The organism is Ruminiclostridium herbifermentans, assembly GCF_005473905.2.
GTDB lineage: Bacteria > Bacillota > Clostridia > Acetivibrionales > DSM-1351 > Ruminiclostridium > Ruminiclostridium herbifermentans.
Genome location: NZ_CP061336.1, coordinates 4,734,569 through 4,758,969, shown reverse-complemented (window position 1 = coordinate 4,758,969; position 24,401 = coordinate 4,734,569). Strand labels below are relative to the sequence as shown.

Here is a 24,401-nt window from a genome sequence, read left to right as displayed (position 1 = left end):
TTATATAAAAGAAATTGAGTTGAAAGGAGGGATTTAGAAAACATGGCAAGTGCTAAGAAAATAAAGGATTCTCTTATAAAACAGCTTAAGGATAAAGGTGCTAATGTAGAACATTTTTCAAGCTTGATTGATGATTATATTTGGTACTGGATTCAAGAAAAAAATATGCAAAAAGATATTAAAAAAAGAGGTCAAACATATATAGCAATTTCGGCAGCAGGAAAAGAATACGAGAAAGATAATCCCTCTGTAAAAAATGCACTTATGTATAATAAACAAAAATTAGCCATCTTAAAAGAACTTGGATTAACGACATCAAATGTTAAAGCTGGTGATGGTGATGACGAACTCTAAGTTGATTCCGGAAATTCAGGATTACATTGATCTTGTAAGAAGTGGAGAAGTTGAAGTTTGTAAAGAGCAGCTTTTATTATGTGACTATGTAGAGAAATGTTTCTTTGAGGAAAACTTATTTGTAGATGAAACACAATTACATAAATATTTAGGTTTGCAAAAATACTTCCCGTTTGAGCTATTGCCTTGGGAAGTATTTTGTTTTACTCTCCACAATTGTACATATTCCTCGCCTGGTATTTTAAGATGGCCGGACTTGTTTATTTTAGTTGGAAGAGGGGCTGGCAAAAATGGATACTTAAGTTTTGAAGATTTTTGCTTGCTATCTCAATATAACAACGTTAAATATTATCACATAGATATTTGTGCTAATTCAGAAGAACAGGCTAGAACATCTTTTGATGATGTATACAATGTCTTAGAGGCTAATGAAATAAAATTAAAAAAACATTTTTACTGGAATAAAGAACTTATCCGGAATTTAAAGACAAAATCAGAATTAAGATATAGAACATCTAATGCAAAAACAAAGGATGGTGGCAGACCCGGTAAAGTAGATTTTGATGAATACCATCAATATGAAAACTATAAATCAATTCAGGTTTTTAAAACTGGATTAGGGAAAAAGAAGAATCCAAGAACAACTATTACTACTACAAACGGAGATGTAAGAGATGGCCCGCTTGATCACATAATTGCTAGAGCTGAGAGAATCCTTAACGAGCAAAGTGGAGATAATGGTTTATTGCCATTTATCTGTAAGCTTGATGATGAAAAGGAAGTAGACGATCCTAAGATGTGGGATAAAGCAAACCCATCCTTACACTACAATGAGGAGCTTAGGAGACAGATTGAAAAAGAGTATGTTGACTATAAAGAAGACCCTATAAGTAATTCATCATTCATGACAAAAAGAATGAACATTCCAAAAGGGAATAAGGATGTTGAAGTTACATCTTGGGAGAATATACTTGCTACTAATCAAGAAATACCAGACTTAACAGGTTGTACTTGTATTGCTGGTATGGACTATGCAAAAACAACTGATTTTGTATGCGCTGGGTTGCTCTTTAAATACAAGGGAGTTTACTATTGGATTTCGCATACATGGGTATGTGAAAAGTGTAATGACTTGGGAAGAATAAAAGCACCATTGCATGATTGGGAAGAGGCTGGATTGCTAACATTTGTGAAAGGCGTTGAAATATCTCCGGATATACCAGCTACTTGGTTAGCTGAACAGGCACAAAAGTATAACATAACAACGCTGGGCGTAGATAATTACAGATATACATTGTTAGCAAAGGCATTAAGAGAAGTTGGATTCGATACTGATAAACAGGGAGCTAATAATATTAAGCTTACAAGACCTAGTAATCAAATGCTTATTTCTCCAGTTATAACTAGCCTATTTAGTAATCATAAAATTGCGTGGGGAAATAACCCATTAATGAGATGGTATACAAACAATACTTGTATAAAGCAAGAGGCACATGGCAATTTTAGTTATGGAAAAATTGAGCCTAAGAGCAGAAAAACAGATGGATTTATGGCGTTTATTTCTGCAATGTGTGCTGGTGGAGTTGATTTAGAAGATAGTGGAGAAACTCCGGATTTTGATTTGGGAGTATACACATATTAAATGATAAGTCTTAGAAATAAGGCTTTTTATTTTACCTTGAAAGGTGGTGAGAAATTGAAGTTTTTTGACTGGATTAAGGACTTCTTTGGAGTTGAAAAGTCAATGATATTTATAAATCAAAATGCATTGGCGTCAAACGAAGCATTAGTTGCGATAAAAGATTTCGCGCTCTGTTCTGCAATCAACCTTATTGCTGGAGTATTAAGTAAATGTGAATTTAAAACATACCTAAATGGCATTGAGGTTAAAGGTGACGAATACTACCTTTGGAACATAGAGCCAAACAGAAACCAGAACTCGACACAATTTATACAGGAGTTTATATCAAAACTGCTTTACTATAACGAGTGCTTGATCTTAGATATAAACGGTCAGTTGATTATTGCTGATGATTTCACTCAAACAGAGTATGCAGTACTAGAAAATACCTTTACAAATGTTACTAGAGGAACAATGAAGTTTGATAAAACATTCAAAATGAGCGAAGTCCTATATTTTAAATATAGCAATAATGATGTTCAACGACTACTTTCTGAGTTGATGAATGGCTATAACAATTTGCTTAAAATGGCCATAGGAAAATTCAAACGCTCCGGGGGAAGAAAAGGAATTCTTGATATTGATGCAACTGCATCTGGTGATAAAAATTTTCAGCAACGATTTGATGATTTAATGAATAACAGATTTAAGACATATTTTGAGGCTGAAAATGCAGTACTACCACTACATAGAGGATTTAACTATAATGAGCAAAACGGTGAAGGAAGTAAAAAATCCACTAGTGATATGGTTGATATATCTGCAATAGTTAAAGAGGAATTAGACAGAGCTGCACAAGCATTTAAAATTCCTACATCTCTACTTAGGGGGGATATAGCAGACGTAGAGAAGATAACGGATAATTTTTTAACATTTTGCATTGATCCTTTATCGGATATGGTTGGAGAGGAAATCAACCGTAAAAGATATGGCAAAAGTGCTTTTTTAAAAGGCTCTTATGTTAAGGCAGATACAACTTGTATTAAGCATATTGATATATTCTCCATCTCAGAATCCTTTGACAAGCTTATAGCAAGTGGTGGATATAGCATTGATGATTTAAGACAGAAGGCGGGGGACAGTCCATTGAACAAAGAATGGAGCAAAAAGCATTGGATTACAAAAAATTATTCAGATGTACAGGATATGAAGGGAGGTGAGAAATAGTGACAAAATCTATATTTTTAGTTAAGCAATCAATTGATTTAAGCACCCTAGATTTATACATTTATGACTATGTTGAGGGAGATAGCCGGGATTGGTGGACTGGTGAAAAAATAGAAAGTCAAACATCTGCAAACTATGTTCAAAAACAATTAGAAGTAGCAAAAGATGTTAAGTTTATAAACCTTTATATTAACAGTTACGGTGGTGATGTTAAGGAAGGTCTGGGAATATATAACCAGCTAAAAAGACATACAGCATATAAAACTGCATATATTGATGGTTTTGCATGTTCTATAGCATCTGTTATAGCTATGGCCGCAGATAAGATTGTTATGGGAACAAATACGCTAATGATGATTCATCATGCTTCAATGGCTGCATATGGAAATGCGGAAGAACTCAGAAAGGCAGCTAATGATGTAGAGGTAATTGACAAGGCAAGTTGCTCTAGTTACCTTACAAAAGCTGGGGATAAGTTAAGCGAAGAAACATTAAATCAGCTACTTGATGAGCAAACATGGTTAAGTGCTGAACAGTGTTTACAGTATGGCTTATGTGACGAAATTGCAGGTAAGGAAAATACAAACATTACAGAAGCACAGCAGAGATTTGAACAATCCATAAAATATCAAATTCAGCAGGCTAAAGGTAAAATTATTGTTCCAGAACAGTTTATTAATCAAAAAACAAATGCTGAAAAACTTAGGGCAGCATTTTTTAATAAGAAAATAGGAGGATGAACTTAAATGAAATCAAAAGACTTAATACAGCAGGAATTAAGAGATAACTTAGTAGCAGCTTTTAAAAGTACAGACGAAAATGCAATTGCTCAGGCATTTAACATTTTTGCTGAGTCTGTACAGCAAAATATTATGGAGGAATTTCAAGCATATCAAAAAACAGCTGATAGCACTATACTAGCTAAAAGAGGAGTTCACCAGCTAACCGCTGAGGAAAACAAGTTCTATCAAGGAATAATTGATGCTTTGAAGGCACCAGATATCAGGCAGGCTTTTACATCTCTTGATACTGCATATCCGGAAACAGTAATTGATAATGTAATATCTGATATAAAAGAAGCTCACCCATTACTTTCAGCCATAACATTTACAAACACTACAATATTGACAAAGATGATAGTCAATAAACAAGGTGCGCAACTTGCTGTGTGGGGGGCTATTAATTCAGCTATTACAAAAGAATTAAGTGGTGCCATAGGAAAAATAGACCTTACACTTTGTAAGCTATCTGCATTCATGCCAATAAGTAAGGATATGATCGTAGTTGGCCCTACTTGGATTGATGCATATGTAAGAGGTGTACTTTCAGAAGCAATTGCATTAGCACTAGAGACTGCTATTGTTACAGGCACTGGTAAAGATGAGCCTATTGGAATGGATAGGGATGTATCTGATGATGTAACAGTAACAGGAGGTGTTTATCCTAAAAAAACTCCAGTCGTAGTTAAAGATTTTAGTCCAGTAACCTATGGAGCTATTGCTGGTAAATTAGCACAAGCACCTAATAACAAGACAAGGCCTGTTAATAACATCTTACTTATAGTGAATCCACAGGATTACTTTACTAAAGTATTTCCGGCAACAACTGTAAGAGCTGCAGATGGTACATATTCACATGATGTATTTCCATATCCAACTACAGTAGTACAATCATCTGCAGTAGAATCTGGTAGTGCTATTTTTGGATTGGCTGATAAGTACTTTATGGGTATAGGAGCTGGTACAAATGGCGGTAAGATAGAGTATTCAGATGAATTCAAGTTCCTCGATGATGAAAGGGTATATCTAACCAAGTTATACGGTAATGGCAGAGCTTTAGACGATAACGCCTTTATTCTTGCAGATATTAGTGGGCTTACTCCTGCTACTCTTGAAGTATCAGTAACAAATGTGGTAAAAACAAAGCAACAGGCTTAAGAGGTGATATAAATGCCGGAGGGCTTATTAAATGATGTTAAAACTTATCTGCATATAACATGGCAGGATGCTGAAACTGACAAAAATATTACTGGGATAATAAAAAGAGGGATGGCGCGCTTACAGACTATTGCAGGTGTGCCTCTTGATTTTTCCGTTGAAGATTTGCCACGATCATTGCTTTTTGATTATTGCAGATATGCCAATAGCCATGCCCTTGAAATGTTTGAAAAGAATTTTTCATCTGAATTATTAAGCTTGCACATAAACAATCAAGTTGAAAGTGAGGTAATCTAATTGTTAATAAAAACAGACAATATAGAGTTCACAAGCTTTAGCGATGGTGTGTGTGATATTTATGCGGAAGATGAAGAGGGGAACAAAACATATAAATATCAAAGCTTAGGCTTTTCTGATCGTGCTTTAGGTTTTAATCGAGTATTTGCAGCTAGAGCAGTACAAGATGAGGTTAATGCTGTAATTCGTATTCCAAAAGTACCTGGCATTGATACCCATGATACTTTGGAGATAAAAGGCAGGGGTAAATATGATATTATACTTACTCAAATCAAATATGATACTAACCCTCTTAGTATTGATTTAACTTTGAAACAACTTGAAATACACAAGGTGACATGATGGAAACAATAGATATTAATAATTTGGCAGCTGCAATAACTGAGGAACTTCAAATCTATTCAAATGAAGTAGCAGATGGAATAAAAAAGTCTGTAGATATTGTAGCAGATGAAGTCAATCAAGAAATAAAAAATCACATAACTTTTGAGCAACACACAAAAAAGTATGTTAAATCATTTAGACTTAAAACCTCATATGAAGGCCAGTTTGAAAAAAGGAAAACATGGTATGTTGCAAACGGACAGCATAGACTAACACATTTACTTGAAAAAGGGCATGCACTTCGTCAAGGTGGAAGAACTAGAGCATTTCCTCACATAAAATATGGTGAAGAATTAGCACAAAAGCGTATGGAAGAACTAGCAAGGGAGGCTATAGAAAATGCTAACGGACGTTAAAACATGGCTAGAGACAACTGGTTATAAAGTAGCTGAGGAAAGATTTCTAAAGCCTCCTGCACTACCTTACATTATATTTATTGACCATACGGATATAAGGGGTGCAGACAATAAAAATTGTATAGCTACTAGGCAGATAAGCATTGAATTGTACTCAGATAAAATTAACCACGAAGCAGAACAAAAAGTCGAAGAATTATTAAATAAAAAAGCTATACATTATTCAAAAAATCGTACATGGTTACAGGCAGAAATGTTTTTTCAAACTGTGTACGATTTTAATTTAATAGAAAAATTATAGAGAGGGGTTAAAGAAGATGCTTTCAGACGGAGAAAAAATAGTACTGGGAAGTGGTTCATTGTATTGTATGGAGTTTACTGGAACACTACCAGAAAATGACGAAATAGAAGTTGAAGCAAACCAGTTAGGCTGCATTCAAGGTGGCGCGAGTTTAGAATACAAGCCTAAATATTATGAAGCTAAAGATGATATGGGTAAGGTTTCAAAAGTAATTATTACTGAGGAAGAGGCTACTTTAAAATCTGGCATAATGACTTGGTGTGGTAAAACATTGTTAAAGTTGTGCAGTACAGCAAGAGTTACTGAAGAAGCAGGAGTAAGAACTGTAAAGATAGGTGGAACTTCTAACGACAATGGTAAAAAATATGTTATACATTTTGTACATAAAGATGCTGTAGATGGTGATATCAGGGTAACGATTGTTGGACAGAACCAAGCTGGATTTACTCTTGCTTTTAAAAAAGACAAAGAAACTGTAATTGATGCTGAATTTAAAGCACAGCCACAGGACAACGAAGGCACATTGATAAAGTATACTGAAGATATACCAGAAGTATCAGAAGTTTAGTTTGAGAGGGGCAGCAATGTCCCTTTAATATTATATAAGAGGTGAAAAAATAATATGTTTGATATAAATACAATAAATAAAAGGTATTTTGATATTAGTATTTCAGTAACTGATGATGAGGGTAAAGAACATAGTTTTAGGCTTGACGTTGAGCCACCAAAAGTTAAAACTTTAAAAAAAATTATAGCTTTATCTAAGAATAAGGATAATGAAGAGGCAATGTCTGAAGCTATAAGGCTAATCCTTAATAAGAATAAAACTAACTTTAAGGTATCAGATGAAATAATTGAAAACCTTGACATAGACCAATATAAAGCAATTTTTAATGAATATTCAAAATGGTTAAATGAGGTTAGGAATAGCCCAAACTAAGAATCCCTCGTTGTCCTGATGATGATACATACGAGGGGCATTACAATTTAAATTATCTTGAGGAGAAGCTTGTATTTGATTATACAGGCTTTAATTTTAACCAAATTTATGAACTTGATATATTTACGTACCAGGCATTACTTAGAGATGCAGTAATCTACAAGTACATGGAGACAGCGGAAGGACAGAAATATCTCAATAAGTGCTGGATATTAGAACAGACAAAACCAGATAGAGCAAAATTAAGGGAGAGGTTTGGAAAGGAGGGATAGTATTGGCCGGAACAATAAAAGGGATAACAATTGAAATAGGTGGTAATACTTCTCCGCTTAATAAAGCATTAGAAGGTGTAAATAAAAATAGCAGAAACCTACAATCAGAACTTAAACAAGTTGAAAAGCTATTAAAATTAGACCCGACTAATACTGAATTACTTGAACAAAAACAAAAGTTATTAGCTGAGAGTGTAGATAATACTAGTAACAAGCTAAAGACTTTAAAACAAGCAGAAGCACAAGTACAAGAACAGGTTAAAGAGGGGAAAGTATCTGAAGAGCAATATAGAGCATTTCAGAGAGAAATAGTACAAACGGAGATAAGTCTTAAAAAGCTAGTACAAGAACAGGAAGATTTTAATAATACTTTAAACAATACCTCTAATGAACTTGAAGGTGTATCTGGAAAAATGAAAGATACATCGAAAGAAGTAAATAACACATCAAACAATTTTGATGATGCAAAAGACAAAGCTTTATCTTTCGGTGATGTTTTAAAAGCTAATGTTATCGGAAACTTCATAGTTAACGGACTCAAAAATATAGGAAGTGCAATTAAGGATATTGCTATACAGGCTAATTCTGCTAGTGGACTAATACAAGCTAAGCTAGGATTAACAAAACAAGAAGCAAAAGACTTAACAAGTGTTGCTAAATCTATTTGGAAAGATGGTTTTGGTGAAAATGTTATTGATGTAACCAATGATTTAGCAATTGTTAAGCAATATCTAGGTGATATTTCAAATGAAGAATTAAAAGGTGTAACAGAAAAGGCATATACAATATCCAATGTATTTGGTACAGAAGTAAATGAATCTGTAAAATCCGTTAAGACCATGATGGACAACTTTGGAGTTTCATCTACAGAAGCATTTGATATTATTACAGTAGGCTTTCAAAACGGATTAGACTTCTCAGGTGAATTTTTAGACACATTAAATGAGTATGCTCCACAATTTGCAAGCATGGGCTTGTCAGCTGACGAAGCCATGAAAATGCTAAAAAATGGTGTGGATAATGGTGCATTTAGCTTAGATAAAGTTGCAGATGCAATGAAAGAATTTAACATTCGTATAATGGATGGATCCAATACTACAAGAGAAGGGTTAAACAGTATTGGCATTAACTATGACGATTTATTAAAGAAAATAAATAACGGAACTATGACTACAGGTCAGGTAATGCAACTTGTAATAGATAAGCTAAAAGAGCAAGATGATGCTACAACGCAAAACCTATCTGGAGTAGCTTTATTTGGTACACAATGGGAAGATTTAGGTAAAAAAGCTGTCCTGTCACTGAATGATGTAAACAATGGAATTAATAGCATAAGTGGAGCAACGGATAAAGCAAGTCAAGCTGTAAAAGATGATTTAGGAACAAAATTAACAACAGCTACAAGAGGTATACAAGAGGCATTCGCTCCACTTGCAGAGGATTTACTTGATATGGTTAATAACATTATGCCAAATTTAAAATCAGCTTTGCAGTGGATAGTTGATAATTCAGGAATTGTTAAAGCAGGTATTTTAGGTATAGGTGCTGGCTTTATAGTTTGGAATGTATCGAGTACGATTTTTGGAGTTGTAGAAGCCATAAAAGCTTTTCGGCTGGCCAATGAGGGCGCTACAATTGCACAGGCAGCACTTAACTTAGTAATGAACGCTAATCCAATTGGGATTATTATAACTGTTATTGCTGGTTTAATTACGGCTATAATTGCCCTTTGGAATACAAACGAGGACTTTAGAAATGCTTTAATAGGCATATGGGAAGGTATAACAAGCACTGTATCCGGTGCAATCAACAAAATAAAGGGATTTTTTAATGTAATAATAGATTTCGTAAAAAGCAATTGGCAAGGGTTATTGTTATTGCTAGTCAATCCGTTTACTGGAGCTTTTAAACTACTCTATGATAACTGTGAAAGCTTTAGGAACTTTGTTGATGACTTTGTAGAAAAGGTAAAAACTGCGTTTAAAACTACTATTGATAAAATAGTAAGCTTTTTTTCTCAACTGCCCGGAAGAGTTGCTACGCAATTAATCAATCTAGTAACAAAGTTTACAGAATGGAAAGCAAATATAACTACTTGGATTATAACTAATCTACCAATGATAATAAGTAGTTTTGTAGGCTTTTTTGCTGAGCTCCCTTCAAAAGTTTGGAATGTAATAAATGGTGTTATAGATAAATTTGCAAGCTTGAAGGAAGAATTAATTAGATGGGCAAATGAGCACCTTCCTTCTTTTATTGCAAAATTTATTGAGTTTATGATGGAGCTACCTAATAAAATGATAAACATAGGAATGAACATAGTTGAAGGTATTTGGAAGGGTATTAGTAGTGCAGTAGGTTGGCTGAAAGACAAAATATCTGGTTTTGTTGGAGGTATCGTTGATGAAATAAAAGATTCTTTGGGAATACATTCACCTTCTCGTGTCTTAGCTGATGAAGTTGGTAAGTACATGGCTCAAGGTATTGGTGTTGGCTTTGAGGATGAGATGAATCAAGTAAGTACTAATATGGCAAAGGCGATACCAGTTAAAAGACAGGAGTACGCATCTACAACTAGCAACGACACAACAGGCGTTGGATTGAAACCGTATGGATATAACCAGACAGTTAATATTTATAGCCCAACTCCGCTTACACCTGCAGAAGTTGCAAGACAAACAAGAAATGCAAGCAGAAAAATGGTTTTGGGGGTGTAACATGCCAAAAACATTAACATATATAAATACGAAAGGGCAAAGTATTCAGATTGGGTATTTTGACCCTTTTTATTTAGAGAACTTTGATGGTGGAACGAGTATTCCTAAAATCAATATATATACATCTAAAGGAACATATCAGGATGGTGCAAGCTATACCGGAAGTACAATGGACATGCGCAATATAGTTATTGACTTCCGGATTGAGAATGACTTTGTATCTAATAGAAATATTCTTTATGGCATTTTCATCCCAAAGTCTGAAGGGATACTTGTATTTGAACAGGACAGCATAAAAAGAAAAATAAATTGCTTAGTTGAATCTCTAACAATAGATGATAATACAGTACCTAAAACAGCAACATTAAGTTTGCTAAGTCCGAGACCATTTTGGGAAGATATAGACAGCATTAGGAATGATATAGCTGCATGGTTGCCTAGCTTTGAATTCCCACTTGAAATAATACCAGAAGGAATTGAGATGGGATATAGACAATTGAGCCTTGTAGTAAATGTAAAAAATAGTGGCAACATAACTCTAGGGATGGTGATTGAGTTTAGAGCTATTGGAACAGTTGCAAGTCCGAGCATTTTTGATGTATACAAGCGAAAAGAATTAAAAATAAATACTATTATGCAAGCTGGAGATATAATTACTGTTTGTACTATCTATGGCAAAAAGAAAATTGAATTAAATAGAAGCGGAGTAATAAGTAATCTTATAAATTACTTAGATAGTGAGAGCGAGTTTTTGCAGCTTGAGCCGGGAGATAATCTCTTAAGATACAATGCAGAGCAAAATCTCGACAATTTGGAAGTGTCAATATACTATACGCCAGCTTATTTGGGGGTATAACATGGAACTTTATATATATAATAGCGAGTTAGAGTTACTAGGATTAGTGGACATATTTGACAGTCTGAGGTGGAGAAGACGGTATTTTCAACCTGGAGAATTTGAACTTCACTTAAAGGCTACAGCTGAAAATATCGCTTTGTTTCAAGAACAGTACATAGTAGCAAGACATAACACCGTTGAAGCAGGAATAATTGAAAATATAGAAATAAGTACTGATAATTTAGTAGTTAAAGGTCGGTTTTTATCATCACTTTTAGAACGGCGCATAGTATTGGCAAAAACAACATTAAACACCACTGCAGAGCTTGCCATGAGAATACTAGTAAGCAATATGACTCCAATACCCAAATTGGAGCTGGGGGAACTAAAAGGATTTACTGAAACAGTAGATATACAAGTTACATATAAAAATATAGCAGTTACATTAACTAAAATAGCACAGGTAAGTAATATTGGTTATACTGTAAAGTTTGATAGGTTAAATAAAAAGCTACTTTTTGAGTGCTATAAAGGAATTGATAGAAGCGCAAGTCAAGATGTAAACGCAAGAGCCATATTCTCAGAAGAGTTTGAAAATGTTACGGATAGTAAATATACACTTGCAACTGAAAATTATAGGACAGTGGCACTTGTTGGTGGAGAGGGTGAAGATACTGATAGGATACTTGTAATGGTTGGAGAGGCTAATGGACTGACTAGAAGAGAAATCTTTGTTGATGCTAAAGACTTAAAGAAAGAGAACCTTACTGATGAGCAATATAAATTCTTATTAAGACAAAGAGGAATAGAAGCATTAACAGGAGCTGCAAAGAGTGAAGTGTTTGAAAGTAATGTTAATTTGCAATCAAATCTGGTTTATAAAAAAGATTTTGACCTTGGAGATGTGGTTACATGCAGAAATCGAAAATGGAATAAAAAAATTGATGTCCGAATTACAGAAATAGAGGAGGTATACGAGAACGGTATATTAACAATAACACCTACTTTTGGGAGTCCACTGCCTGAGCTTAAGGACGTATTAAAGGAGGAATAGAATTGACACAAAAGAGTAGTTTTTTTAACAGCATAAACGGAGATAGAAAATATAATGCCTCTGACTTTGCTGATTTTTTTAGTAGTTTTATTGGCAATGGTGTATACCCGAATCCAAGTACAAATTTAATTGTGTCAGCTGCTACAGGAATGAATATTAAAGTTGCACCAGGTAAGGCATGGATAAATGGGTACTATTATGAGAACACAGCAGAATTAAACCTTACAATTGATGTATCAGACGGAGTGTTAAAGAGAATAGACAGAATAGTATTAAAGCTAGATTATTTAAATAGGCAGATTGTTTTAGAAGTAAAAAAAGGTACTCCGGCCAGTATGCCTACGACTCCAGAAATAATAAGAAATTCAGATGTATACGAACTTGTAATAGCTGATATTCTTATAAATAACGGTGATACAGCTATAAATCAGGCAAACATAACAGACCAAAGATTAAACAGTAGTTTGTGCGGTATAGTTCACGGAACTGTGGAACAGGTAGATACAACTGAAATATTTAATCAGTACCAAACATCATTATTGAAGTTTGAGCAAGAAAAAAAGGCTGAGTTTCTTGCGTGGATTCAAGAATTAAAAGTTATTTTAGATGAAAACACCGCAGGCAATCTATTAAATCTAATAAATGCAAATAGTTTTGATATCCAAAGTTTAAAGAACTCGGCCACCACGCATTTATCAGATTATGTACGACAACCTGGTTATGGTGTTACGTCCGGAAGTGTAAATACATACACTCTTACATTAAGTCCTGCTCCTACTGCATATGTGGATGGCATGGGTATAGTAGTTAAAATAAATGTAGCTAACACAGGAGCATCAACTATTAATGTAAATGGGCTTGGAGCAAAAGCTATAGTAGATAGTAAGGGAAAGGCGTTAACATCAGGAAAACTAAGGTTAAATGGTACATATTCGCTTAAATATAACTCCACAACTGGAAATTTTATATTACAGGGTAGTGATTCATCCGGCAATGCTACTCCTGCAGATTTACTAGCCGGAAAAACAGCAAGTACAGATGCAGGAGATATAACAGGAACAATACCAAGTAAAGGAGCTGCTACATATAACCCTAGCACAGCAGTACAGACTATTCCGGCTGGACAATATCTTAGTGGGCTACAGACTATAGCAGCTGTAACCGGTACTGCAACTGCGGAAAATGTAGATTCAGGTAAAACTTTCAGTAGTGGAAGTGGAATTAATCAAGTAGGTACAAGCACTAAAAGACATTGGAAAACTGGTAAAGTAACATCAACTACTAGTGAGTATAGTGGATACTATCAGTGCTTGGTCAGTGGCTTATTGTTTAAACCCAAAATTGTTCTGTGGTGGGCGGATGAAGTAAATAGCTCTTATCCGGGTGAAGGTGGATTTGGAGTTACAGATGATTCAGAGTTACCCGTTATGAAATATTTTGACTCTTACTATGATAGAACATACACGACAAAAGGATTCAGAGGTCAAGGGTCAAGTTTCTATATAAGAACAGAAAGCCACGCAAATATTTCATTTTATAATAATTCCTTCATATTTTATACCGGCAGGCTAAACGCTTCATACAATTATATAGTTATTGGATAGGGAGGGGGATATTTTTGACAAGAATAATTTATGACATAACAGGGCAGATAATTAGTCAGATGCAAGGAAGTAACCTATATAAACCAGTAGGAGTTCCCTACATAGATGTAGATATACCTATAGGTAAATATGTAAAATGTATAGATGTATCGGTAACACCTAATGTTGCTGTATTTGAGGATTTACCTAAATCAGAACTGCAAACACTGAAAGAAGAAAACACAGAAATAAAATTAGCTCTAGCTGAATTAGCAGAGATGATGGCAGGAGGTTCATCAAATGGCTAAGATTTATTATGATTTAATAAAAAGCGGTTTAAGAACTATAAATGATGTACCTGAGAAATGGAGGTCAAAAGTACAGGTATTACTAGATTTAGATGTAAAAAGTGAATAAAAAACTAAGTTTAAATGGGACTACTCAGTGATGTGTAGTCCTTTTTATATTAAAAAACATCAAAGGAGAGGACTTATGAAAGATTTTGTTATTAAATATTGGGTACAAGTCTTATTCGGACTTGTAATGGGAGGGTTGGGAACTGCTTTAAAAGTTTTAGAAAAGCGTATGCGTAAACAAACTTGTGATTATAAAGCTCTTAAGGAAGGAACACAGGCACTTTTAAGAAGTGAGATTATAAGGTGCTATGACGTGTATATGGAACGTGGATATATATCTATTCACGGTTTAGAGAGTGTTTCATCTATGTATGAAGCATATCACACGCTAGGCGGTAATGGAACGGTAACCAAATTAATGGAAGAATTAAGAGAATTGCCAGTTAAGACTAGAAAGATAGAAAAATAAAGGAGATTGGTAAAGATGACTGTGAAAGCATCAAAAATTATCGAATGGGTCAAAAGCAAAATTGGTCTTGGTTATGTTTATAGTGCAATAGGGCAAGTATGCACAGTACAAACCCTTAAAGCAGCACAAGCAATGTACGGAAGCACAATGGGAGATGGCTACTTCCAGAAAGGCGGAGATTACACTAAGGGCAGATGTGCAAAGTGGCTGGGTAAAATTTGTTATGACTGCTCTGGTTTAATTAAGGCGGCAAGAAAAGCAATGTCTGGGATATGGCTAGATGTATCAGCTCAAGGGCTGTATGATCAGTGTACAGCGAGAAGAGGTACTATTGTAAATATGCCACTAATACCAGGTACTTTAGTTTTTATGTATGGGACAAAACAAGGCCGTATGGTACATGTGGGTATGTATATCGGAAATGGAGAGGTTATTGAATCTCGTGGTGTGGACTATGGAGTAGTAAAAACTAAGTTATCGCAACGTGCGTGGACACATTGGGGTCAAGCTCCATGGATAGAATTTGATTTACCTGCAGATGAGACAAAGGTTGTTATCGGCACGGAATCAGATAGCGGTGATAATTCCACTATAAAGAAGGATGATTCTAGTCAAGTTGATTTTAATAAAGCATTGGACAACCTTGTATCTAAGTTTGGAATAAGTAAGGAGTACTGGACAAAGAAAAAGGATATCGATCCATATTTCGATGATCTAATAATAAAAATTGGAGGTAAGCTATAATGAAAGAATTTATAATAAGTAACTTAACAACTATACTGCTTTGCTTGGCAGTATTTTTTTATGTGTTTTATCTTGTTTTAAACAAGCGGTGGAACAAACTCAGAAAGCTTGGCTATAAGTTTATTCTAAAAGCTGAAAAAGAAATTATAGGCTCAAAGAGAGGGCAGGAGAGGTTTAGTTTTGTTATTAAGGAATTATATTTGCTAATTCCTAAATGGTTACAAATATTTATAACGGAGGAAACCTTAAAAGAAAAGCTGCAGGATTGGTTTGTCGATGTAAAAGATTATTTGGATGATGGAAAATTAAACGACAGTATAACAGATAAAGTATCAAAATAATAACAATTAAAATCTCTCGGGGGATTCTCCCTGAGAGATATATTTTTTATCATTGACACGAACATATGTTCGATATAAAATTATATTAGGTGATTGTTATGATAAATTATTTTCTTAAAGCATCACTTGAGCGCAACAGAATCATTCGGATTATGTATTTAAAAGATAATGAAATAACAGAAAGAAATATAAAGGTACTTGATATAAGTGACAGTAATATTCGAGCATTTTGTTACTTAAGAAGCAAAATTAGGGTTTTCAAGCTTGAAAATATTCTGTCTGCATCATTTAAAGTCAGCAATTATGGTGAAATGGTTAAATAATAAAATACTTTTAAGAACAGTACATTATCTGTTCTTATTATTTTTTGGAGGATATTATGAACAGTTTTATAGGTTGGATTGGTGGTAAGAAATTATTAAGGAAGGAAATAGTAAGCAGATTTCCAGAAAAGTTTGATAGATATATAGAAGTATTTGGGGGAGCTGCATGGGTACTGTTATATAAGGACAAACATGCTGAAATGGAAATTTATAATGACTATAATAGTGACCTAGTTAACCTTTATCGGTGCATTAAGTATCACTGTAAGGAACTGCAGAGAGAATTATCATTTATGCTGAATTCTAGGGAGCTTTTCGAGGACTTTAAAGCACAGTATAATACAAAAGGTATGACTGACATACAACGAGCTGCAAGATTCTTTATGATAATTAAAACTTCTTATGGCTGTAATACTCGTACATATGGTTGTGTTAAAAGGGACATATCGGTAACAGTTCAATATCTATCAGCTATTCAGGAGAGGCTTTCAAAAGTAGTTATTGAAAATAAAGATTTCGAAAATTTGATAAAGGTTTACGATAATCCGTATACCTTGTTTTATCTTGACCCGCCATATTATGGTACAGAGAAATATTATCAAGCTCAGTTTTCACAAGATGATCATGAACGCCTTTATAAAATACTTACAGGGATAAAAGGGAAATTCATATTGTCATATAATAATTGTGATTATATATGGGAGCGTTATGAGAATTTTCATATTGAGGCGGTTGAAAGAAATAATAACCTTACATCTAGATATGCTGATAAGGATAAAAAGTATGGGGAGTTGATTGTTAGGAATTATTAAATAAAAGCCTCCTTTTAGAGGCTTTTATTTACCTTCTATAGAAGTTGCTGTAAATAGATAGTTAACTAATGCCTTCAAGGATAAAACCTTGAGGCTAAATTTTTCTCATTTTTCATTGTACAATAATATAATGAGAATAATGTTGATGTACATGCTTATATATGGTACTATTGTTTTGTACCAAATAAAAAAGATATTTTAAAAGGTGATAAAATGAGCGTGGATAATATTTTGCCAAAACTTATAAGGGCTGGGTTAGAACAGGATCTAAAGTCATTTGAGGTAATATCTATAACAGTTGCAAATAAATTAAAGAAAACGAACCCTCAAGTAGCAGAAGAGATAAATAGTGTACTTTTCAATAAGAATATTACCAACAATGCATATAGATCAATTGGATTAGATAATTTACCTACAGATAAAAAGAATAATATGAATTTGGTTAATATTGTAGAGGTTCAAGAAATTCAGGAACCAATTTTAGATAATGATGTAAAAAAACTATACAAACGATTTTTAGACGAACAGATAAAAGCAAATGAATTATTGAATATTGGTGTTAAACCATCTAACTCTATACTGTTATATGGTGAGCCAGGTGTAGGAAAAACTTATTCGGCTAAATGGTTTTCATATATGCTAAAAAAACCATTGATTGTGTTGGATTTGTCAATCGTTATATCAAGTTATATGGGTGAAACTGGTGCAAATATAAAAAAAGTATTAGATTATGCGAAAAATAATAATTCAATTCTGTTTCTTGACGAATTTGATGCAATAGCTAAAAGAAGAGATGATGAAAGGGAATTGGGAGAAATAAAAAGAATTGTAAATGTCTTATTAAAGGAACTTGAAGAGTGGCCTATAGGAAGTATTATAATTGCTGCTACGAATCATCCCAATTTGCTTGATAAGGCAATTTGGAGACGATTTGATTTGAAAATAGAATTGGAAATTCCAAAAGATGAATTAAAAAAGGAAATAATTATTAGGGAATTCAACAATGTAAGGAATATATCTCAAAGTATATTAGATTTATTTATAGAGAGTACTCCAATGATAAATGCTGCAGAAATTGTAAGACTTTGTGATGATATAAAAAGAGAAAGTGTATTGTCAAATGATGACATAAATGTAATAATAATAAATAAAGTGGTGAAATATTTCGAAAACTTTAATATTAATCAGAAAAAAAAGTTAGTAGAGGTACTTTATGATGGGGGTAAAAGATATAGGGTTTCTGAAATCAGCAAAATATTTTCAATTCCGCAAAGCACTATATATAGGTACTTAAAAAATAATCAATAAGGATGTGTGCTTATGACATTTATGCCGTTTTTATTAAAAGGTGAGAGATTAGCTACAAGTATAAGAAAAGGAAAAAATGGAGGAGAGAAAGCAAGTCCGTATTCATATGAACAAGTTAAAGAACGGTTGGTAAGAGATATAGATTATATTCAACAAGACTTAACCCAAAATAGTCATTTGTTTTCAGATTCAGAGATTATTCTTTGCGTTCGAATGGCGGAAGGTTTCTTAGCTAAAAGCTATAAACCAGATGTTTTTGAAAATAAAGATTCTATGGAGTTTGTTGGTGCGAGAATTTATGAGAGAAAACACACAGGTAAAGATGAAAATAAATCAAAACTATATTTTGTAAAGTGTGCTAAAGAAAACATTCAATGGTTCCTTAATGATTTAGAAACTGATAATTTTAATAAAACCGAAATTAAGCAGCTAAGAAGGATTGAAAAATTTGATTTCTTACGGCCAGAAGAAAAAATTCTAGGCTTTTCAAATGAATTAGACTTATGTGAGGTGGAAATAGTATTACATCCTATAAGACAAAACGCTGAAAATGCGATTAATAAAATTCAAAGATATTTAGAATCAGAGCCTATCATAAGAGAATATCCTGAAGGTCCAATTTTTATTTTTGGAAAAATTCAAAAAGTGAATATTGAAAAATTAGCAGGGTTTAATTTCCTAAGAACTATTCATCCAGTTAGAAATATTGAAATTACTGATATAACTAGAACAACTGAGTTAAAAATGCCTCGGTTATTGAGTAAAAATTCAAATTCAAATTTAAAAATAGGTGTTTTTGATGGTGGAGTTAATATAAAAAATCCATTTTTAAAAGATTTTGTTAGCGAGTATAATATTGCGTCTTTACCTAAAGAAGAAAAATTAGTTAAACATGGGAATGCTGTATGCGGTGCGGTATTATTTGGGGAATTGAACAAATATGGAAATAGCGATTTAATTCCTAGCCCAAAATTCACGGTAGATAGTTTTAGGGTATTACCTGAAAATGACCTATATACTATAATTGATAACATCGAAAGGACTGTTAATGAGCGAAAAGACATTGATGTTTTTAATATATCTTTTGGACCACGAGGTCCTATTTTAGATGATCAGATTAACAGATTTACATATGCTTTGGATAAATTGGCACAAAAAAACAAGATTTTTTGTATTGCCGTAGGTAATGATGGTGATGTAATGGAGCCATTTAATAGAATTCAAGCACCTTCTGATTCAGTAAATTGCATTGGGGTTGGATCATACAGCTATTATAAGGATAGTATTTATAGATCAAAGTACAGTTGTATTGGAATTGGTAGAGAAGGGGGAAAGATTAAGCCAGATGTTTTAGCGTTTGGGGGAGATGAAAAGAATTTGTTCCATGCTATTGACCTGACTGGTGAATGTAGGGCACTTACAGCTGGGACAAGCTTTGCTTCACCGGTTGTAGCTAACAAAATAGGAACATTATTAAGTGTATCAAATCAAATAAACCCGTTAATGGCTAGAACTCTAATAATACATACAGCAGAAAATAAACTTAACTCTCCAGCAGAGGAAGGGTATGGAATTGTTAAGGACAAGATAAGTGAAATTATTAATTGCGATAAAACCAAAGTTACAATTTTATATGAGGGTCAGATATCACCAGCTACATGCACTAAGCTTCCTATACCAGTTCCTAATTTAGATTTAGTTGAGGGGAAAATTAATTTTAGTTGGACGATAACGACTTTATGTGATGTAAATGCTTTAGATAGCGACTTATATACAAATTGTTGCTTAGAAGAAACTTTTTATCCTAACAGCAATATATATAGATTTTCAAAAAAAGGGGATAAGTTAAAATATAGAAAGAATGTATTAATTGACTCAGAAGAAATAAATGAATTAATATTTAAAGGCTATAAAAAAAGTACATTGCCTATAAGCGATAGTGCAAATTACAAAACAGAACTTGAGAGGAGACTTGATTTGAAATGGGATACTGTTAGTAGAAAATTTAAACCAAAAACAATATCAAGTATTTCAGACCCATTTCTTGTTTTACAAGCTATTAGTAGGGAGGATAACAAAAAAGAGAAGATTAAGTTCTGCGTTGCAGTTACTGTTGAAATTAACAAATACACAGGTAATATGTATAATGATATACGTAATAAGTACAGTGTGTTGACTCCTATTGAAATTTCTCAAGAATCTCAAGTTGATATTGAAATAAATAATATTTAGTTTATAATAAAATGCATTTGAATTATTGGATGGTTAATTTTTATATTTAAGCATTTAATACCCATAATCTGATTTCTATCAAATAAAAGAGCGACAGCCAAAGCTTCGCTCTTTTGTTCCTCCAAAAATCATTCTACGATAGTAATATTAAACCAAAATATGAAAATGTCAAAAATATTATTGTTTAGTGATGGGATTAGTAGTAAATATATACATACACAGGGTGATACAAATATGAAATGTTGTAATTATCTAGAAGAGGAAATTTCTGAAAAATACGTATACTGCAGTAAACTATTTGTGAAGAATGCTGATTAATGGTAAGTTGTATTGTAAAGGAGATATATCTAATTTTAGTAAACGAGAGACAAAACAACAAGCAAGCAGCTTCAATAATTTGATTTAAAAATAACTGAAAATAGTTAAAATGATTGCTTAATTTGCATAGTTGAAAAATAAATGTGCCTTTTTATGTGCCCTAAGAAAATGGTAACAAAAAACTGCTTAACTGTATTCCTACAGTCAAGCGGTTTTCACTGGTGCGCTCGAGAGGATTCGAACCTCCGGCCTGCGGTTTAGGAAACCGACGCTCTATCCTGCTGAGCTACGAACGCATTAACAAATTCAAATTATTATGAAATTTATATAAGTATTATAAACAACTATGACATTATACTAAATATTTTTGATGATTTCAAGTAGATTTATACAATTATGCATCCATTGCATGAAAACAAACACATATTTACCAGGATAAACTATATTTATTTGGAACAACTAGATTTCATTATTGCCTTTAGATGGTTATCTAAAAGGATATATATGACTGAAACTATATCTTGCGTCAGATTTCATCAGGTTTAAGCCTACAACATAAAAAGTTTCATCTCCATACTTTTTGGGGAAACAAGAATCCATTAGCACATGCTTAAGGCTACCTATGGCTGAAACCCTATCTTCCGTCCGATTTCATCAGGTTTCAGCCTAGTATAAAGCATTTTTTACATAAATAGTGTTCTCTCATGATTAATAACACAAGCGCATATTGGTAATTTTTTAATTCCGTTTTCTATAACAAAATTGCGTTAATAATTGTGAATATTATTAACCTCCTGTAAACAAACTAATTAAGTAGAAGCCTAAACTAGCAAAAGCAATAATACCTATTATCAAGGCTGTAACCTTCCAAGGGGATAGTGGTGATTTGCCATGTACTCTGCCAGTTTGTCCATTAATCATGTAGCCGTATGTTTTTCCTTTGTATTTGAAGGAAGAAAACCATAAAGGCAATAAAATATGCTTATATTTTTTGTTAAAGTAAGAGGTTTTAAACCTAATATTTTTAACTTCATCAGCAATTATTTGTGCTCTTATTCCATCTTCAATTTCATGTGCTAGTCTTTCTTTCGCAGTTTCCCATCCTGTCTTTAAATCAACAGAATAACGTTCTGCTTTAAAGCCCGATAAAAACTCTGGCTTATAAGGTGTTAATTCTTTAAAATTATAAGGCTGAATTCCTGCAATCATATCATCATCTATATGAACTGAAGCATCAACAATATAGTCTCTAAAGTCTTTTGTGTATTGACCAGACACAGGATACCATCTTGTTCTTCGTTCTTGATGGGGTACTTGTACAGATTTACCATCACGTGTTTCGGTTCTATAAACAGTAACGTAATAATATTTTCCTGCCATTGCAGTGTAAAAGGAACTCGTATCAGCATTAAAAGACCAGCAGGGTACGTACATGCCAGTTAGCTGCACATACTGATTATTAACGCCCTTTTTTAGCTTAGTAGGAGCTAGCCATTTGCCCTTCAGCCATTTTTTATATTGCGCAATGGCAGTTTCTTCTGTTATTTTAAAAGGAATTAAACTCTCAGGCATTATTCCGGTTGTAATAACTTCTTCTTGTATGTTGCTGTTACCACAGAATGGACATTTATCAGCGACAATATAAGCATCAAATACCGTTGAAGCACCACAGCTTTTGCACTTAACACTGTGACTTTTTTCGCCCCAAACCTGCGGCTCAAGTTCATTGTCATTGTCAAACCCATAAGCAGTAGGATCTTGCTTAGAATCATCAAAGTCAATTACATTTTTGCAATATTCACACTGCAGACTTTGCCCTTGAGGATCAAATACCATAACACCACCACAGGCTGGACATTTGAAAGAGGTTGAATCAGTTGCAGGTGCTTCATCAAAACCAGATTGTGATTTATTTGCTTTTGTGTCATTCATAAATTTTGTCTCCATATCAGAGTATTTATATTTATATTAATTAAATTTTGCTTAAAGCCAGTAACTACTGTTTTTGACCACATTCGAGGCAGAATTTACTATTAGCAGGAAGCTCATTTCCACAACTAGAGCATTTAGTTATAGCTGGAGCCACTTTTGTGCCACATTCCAAACAGAATTTTGCCTGCTCTGGTATAGATGCACCGCAACTAGAACACTTGATTTTCGCAGGTGCAGTTGATGTTGTAGGCTGAGGCTGCTTTTGCTGTTGTGTTGAAAAGGCCTCTGCAAAAATATTTCCTATTCCCATTCCTGCTCCCATACCAACGCCAACGCCTGCCATTCCGCCTGGATTCTGCGCAGCATCACGTATAGATTCAGCTGCCTGATAACGAGTATATTGATTGAGGCTATCACCTATGATTCCCATAGAGGTGCGCTTATCAAGAACCTTCTCAACTTCTTCTGGAAGGGATATATTTTCTATAACAATTGACTCCAAAGATAGTCCTAATTTCTTAAAGCTTTCATCCAACTTTTTCTTTGACATGGAAGCTATTTCATCATACTTTGAGGACAAATCAAGAGCCGGTATAGCTGCTTCAGCCAATAAGTCAGCAACACCAGAGACAATTTTGCTCTTAAGCTGGCCAGTAATTCCATCTACAGTAAATAAGCTGGAAGTTCCAAAAACCTCTCTGAGGAAAACTGTAGGGTCAGCAACTTTAAAGGAATATACGCCAAACATTCTAATTCTAATCATACCAAACTCTGCATCTCTCATCATTATAGGGTTCGTAGTTCCCCATTTGCAGTTTGTAAACTGTTTGGTATTAACAAAATAGATTTCTGACTTAAAAGGAGAGTTAAAACCGTATTTCCAAGATTTAAGCTTTGTTAATACTGGAAGGTTCTGTGTATCAAGAGTGTATCTGCCCGGTGTAAATACATCTGTAAGCTGACCCTCATCAACGAATACTGCCATTTGAGATTCTCGTACAGTTAACTGCGCTCCCATCTTGATTTCTTTGTTTTCAACTGGGAATTGGTATACCATCACATTTGAGCTGCTATCAGTCCATTCAATAACTTCAATAAACTGAGACTTTATAAAATTGAATAATCCCATATTTCCTCCTTGAGCTAGAATTTAGTAAAAAATATTTTTATAATTAACGAGCCTAAAAAATGTTCTCCACTTCTATAAGTGGCATATTGTGCTTATGCTTTAGGCGGTGCAGTAAGAATAGAGCCCGCCTCGATAAAACGCCTCTGATATTAATGAAATTTTTCTAGAACTTCTACAACCGTAAAAATTCATTTCTAATTCATTTCTATTGAATTTTTAATAAATGCCGTTATAATCACACTAAAGCAATTATTATAGACGTGTTTAATATACAATCCTATATACTATATACTTTATCATATAAATCCATAAATTTAAATAACAGTACGTACTTATTTTACTTTGGAATGATTTACAAGCAGATATTAAGCCATTGATATATTTTAATACGATAGATTTATGTACTAAAATTAGTTTATTTTCTATGCTTAGGTGGCGGTATTAATGGCTTAGTTTATTTAATTTTATTATAACCTTGGAAATGCGTGGCATTTATTCTTCGAGTGTTCTATAATTTATATAGTGAATATTTAAAATATTATGCAATATTATTTAA

26 protein-coding genes and 1 tRNA gene are annotated in these 24,401 nt (G+C 33.5%); 24 read left to right on the top strand and 3 right to left on the bottom strand.

Annotated features, from left to right (window positions below):
- The first annotated feature begins 42 nt into the window (after window positions 1-42).
- The 24 genes from EHE19_RS19210 to EHE19_RS19095 all read left to right on the top strand — a co-directional run bounded on the left by EHE19_RS19210 (window position 43) and on the right by EHE19_RS19095 (window position 20,466).
- Window positions 43-354: a P27 family phage terminase small subunit gene (locus EHE19_RS19210; protein ID WP_137698760.1), complete on the top strand. Its 312-nt coding sequence runs from the start codon at window positions 43-45 to the stop codon at window positions 352-354.
- Entirely contained in the window at window positions 341-1,996 is a 1,656-nt protein-coding gene (locus EHE19_RS19205; RefSeq protein WP_137698759.1) for a terminase TerL endonuclease subunit, read from the top strand. Before EHE19_RS19210 ends, EHE19_RS19205 begins: the two co-directional genes overlap by 14 nt.
- Window positions 1,997-3,202, top strand: a complete 1,206-nt coding sequence (locus EHE19_RS19200; RefSeq protein ID WP_244648292.1) for a phage portal protein — start codon at window positions 1,997-1,999, stop codon at window positions 3,200-3,202.
- Window positions 3,202-3,942 carry a head maturation protease, ClpP-related gene (locus tag EHE19_RS19195; RefSeq protein ID WP_137698758.1) on the top strand — a complete coding sequence of 247 codons (741 nt, stop codon included), beginning with the start codon at window positions 3,202-3,204 and terminating at the stop codon, window positions 3,940-3,942. Before EHE19_RS19200 ends, EHE19_RS19195 begins: the two co-directional genes overlap by 1 nt.
- 6 nt (window positions 3,943-3,948) lie before the next feature.
- Window positions 3,949-5,139, top strand: a complete 1,191-nt coding sequence (locus tag EHE19_RS19190) for a phage major capsid protein (RefSeq protein ID WP_137698757.1) — start codon at window positions 3,949-3,951, stop codon at window positions 5,137-5,139.
- Between the two features lie 12 nt (window positions 5,140-5,151).
- A complete protein-coding gene (locus tag EHE19_RS19185; RefSeq protein WP_137698756.1) occupies window positions 5,152-5,436 on the top strand; it encodes a hypothetical protein in 285 nt (94 codons plus the stop codon).
- Window positions 5,437-5,778, top strand: a complete 342-nt coding sequence (locus EHE19_RS19180) for a hypothetical protein (RefSeq protein ID WP_137698755.1) — start codon at window positions 5,437-5,439, stop codon at window positions 5,776-5,778.
- The gene (locus EHE19_RS19175; RefSeq protein WP_137698754.1) at window positions 5,778-6,176 is read left to right on the top strand and encodes a hypothetical protein; all 399 of its coding nucleotides are present in this window, start codon (window positions 5,778-5,780) and stop codon (window positions 6,174-6,176) included. Before EHE19_RS19180 ends, EHE19_RS19175 begins: the two co-directional genes overlap by 1 nt.
- A complete protein-coding gene (locus EHE19_RS19170) occupies window positions 6,160-6,477 on the top strand; it encodes a hypothetical protein (RefSeq protein ID WP_137698753.1) in 318 nt (105 codons plus the stop codon). Before EHE19_RS19175 ends, EHE19_RS19170 begins: the two co-directional genes overlap by 17 nt.
- Before the next feature lie 16 nt (window positions 6,478-6,493).
- A complete protein-coding gene (locus EHE19_RS19165; protein ID WP_137698752.1) occupies window positions 6,494-7,045 on the top strand; it encodes a hypothetical protein in 552 nt (183 codons plus the stop codon).
- Window positions 7,046-7,099: 54 nt separating this feature from the next.
- Window positions 7,100-7,417: a hypothetical protein gene (locus EHE19_RS19160; protein ID WP_137698751.1), complete on the top strand. Its 318-nt coding sequence runs from the start codon at window positions 7,100-7,102 to the stop codon at window positions 7,415-7,417.
- A 274-nt stretch (window positions 7,418-7,691) separates the two neighbouring features.
- Window positions 7,692-10,406, top strand: coding sequence for a phage tail tape measure protein (locus EHE19_RS19150; protein WP_137698750.1), 2,715 nt, complete (start codon window positions 7,692-7,694; stop codon window positions 10,404-10,406).
- Between the two features lies 1 nt (window position 10,407).
- Window positions 10,408-11,262, top strand: coding sequence for a phage tail family protein (locus EHE19_RS19145; protein ID WP_137698749.1), 855 nt, complete (start codon window positions 10,408-10,410; stop codon window positions 11,260-11,262).
- Window position 11,263: 1 nt separating this feature from the next.
- Entirely contained in the window at window positions 11,264-12,298 is a 1,035-nt protein-coding gene (locus EHE19_RS19140) for a siphovirus ReqiPepy6 Gp37-like family protein (RefSeq protein WP_137698748.1), read from the top strand.
- A 2-nt stretch (window positions 12,299-12,300) separates the two neighbouring features.
- The gene (locus EHE19_RS19135; RefSeq protein ID WP_137698747.1) at window positions 12,301-13,902 is read left to right on the top strand and encodes a hypothetical protein; all 1,602 of its coding nucleotides are present in this window, start codon (window positions 12,301-12,303) and stop codon (window positions 13,900-13,902) included.
- Between the two features lie 14 nt (window positions 13,903-13,916).
- On the top strand, window positions 13,917-14,189 hold the full coding sequence (locus EHE19_RS19130; protein WP_137698746.1) for a hypothetical protein: 273 nt from the start codon (window positions 13,917-13,919) through the stop codon (window positions 14,187-14,189).
- On the top strand, window positions 14,182-14,298 hold the full coding sequence (locus EHE19_RS20020; RefSeq protein ID WP_280513955.1) for a CD1375 family protein: 117 nt from the start codon (window positions 14,182-14,184) through the stop codon (window positions 14,296-14,298). Before EHE19_RS19130 ends, EHE19_RS20020 begins: the two co-directional genes overlap by 8 nt.
- Window positions 14,299-14,373: 75 nt before the next feature.
- Entirely contained in the window at window positions 14,374-14,706 is a 333-nt protein-coding gene (locus EHE19_RS19125; RefSeq protein ID WP_137698745.1) for a hypothetical protein, read from the top strand.
- Between the two features lie 15 nt (window positions 14,707-14,721).
- A complete protein-coding gene (locus EHE19_RS19120) occupies window positions 14,722-15,450 on the top strand; it encodes an NlpC/P60 family protein (RefSeq protein WP_137698744.1) in 729 nt (242 codons plus the stop codon).
- Entirely contained in the window at window positions 15,450-15,791 is a 342-nt protein-coding gene (locus EHE19_RS19115) for a hypothetical protein (protein ID WP_137698743.1), read from the top strand. Before EHE19_RS19120 ends, EHE19_RS19115 begins: the two co-directional genes overlap by 1 nt.
- A 98-nt stretch (window positions 15,792-15,889) precedes the next feature.
- Window positions 15,890-16,114 (top strand): hypothetical protein, encoded by a 225-nt coding sequence (locus EHE19_RS19110; protein WP_137698742.1) that lies wholly within the window; start codon window positions 15,890-15,892, stop codon window positions 16,112-16,114.
- Between the two features lie 56 nt (window positions 16,115-16,170).
- On the top strand, window positions 16,171-16,926 hold the full coding sequence (locus tag EHE19_RS19105; RefSeq protein WP_137698741.1) for a DNA adenine methylase: 756 nt from the start codon (window positions 16,171-16,173) through the stop codon (window positions 16,924-16,926).
- A 231-nt stretch (window positions 16,927-17,157) separates the two neighbouring features.
- Window positions 17,158-18,234, top strand: coding sequence for an AAA family ATPase (locus EHE19_RS19100; protein WP_171003630.1), 1,077 nt, complete (start codon window positions 17,158-17,160; stop codon window positions 18,232-18,234).
- A gap of 12 nt (window positions 18,235-18,246) precedes the next feature.
- On the top strand, window positions 18,247-20,466 hold the full coding sequence (locus EHE19_RS19095) for a S8 family peptidase (protein WP_137698739.1): 2,220 nt from the start codon (window positions 18,247-18,249) through the stop codon (window positions 20,464-20,466).
- A gap of 537 nt (window positions 20,467-21,003) precedes the next feature.
- Here EHE19_RS19095 and EHE19_RS19090 read toward each other — a convergent pair.
- The 3 genes from EHE19_RS19090 to EHE19_RS19080 all read right to left on the bottom strand — a co-directional run bounded on the left by EHE19_RS19090 (window position 21,004) and on the right by EHE19_RS19080 (window position 23,845).
- Window positions 21,004-21,080 (bottom strand) — tRNA-Arg (locus EHE19_RS19090).
- A 490-nt stretch (window positions 21,081-21,570) separates the two neighbouring features.
- Window positions 21,571-22,716 (bottom strand): TFIIB-type zinc ribbon-containing protein, encoded by a 1,146-nt coding sequence (locus tag EHE19_RS19085; RefSeq protein WP_137698738.1) that lies wholly within the window; start codon window positions 22,714-22,716, stop codon window positions 21,571-21,573.
- A gap of 64 nt (window positions 22,717-22,780) precedes the next feature.
- Window positions 22,781-23,845, bottom strand: coding sequence for an SPFH domain-containing protein (locus EHE19_RS19080; RefSeq protein WP_137698737.1), 1,065 nt, complete (start codon window positions 23,843-23,845; stop codon window positions 22,781-22,783).
- Window positions 23,846-24,401: the final 556 nt, after the last annotated feature.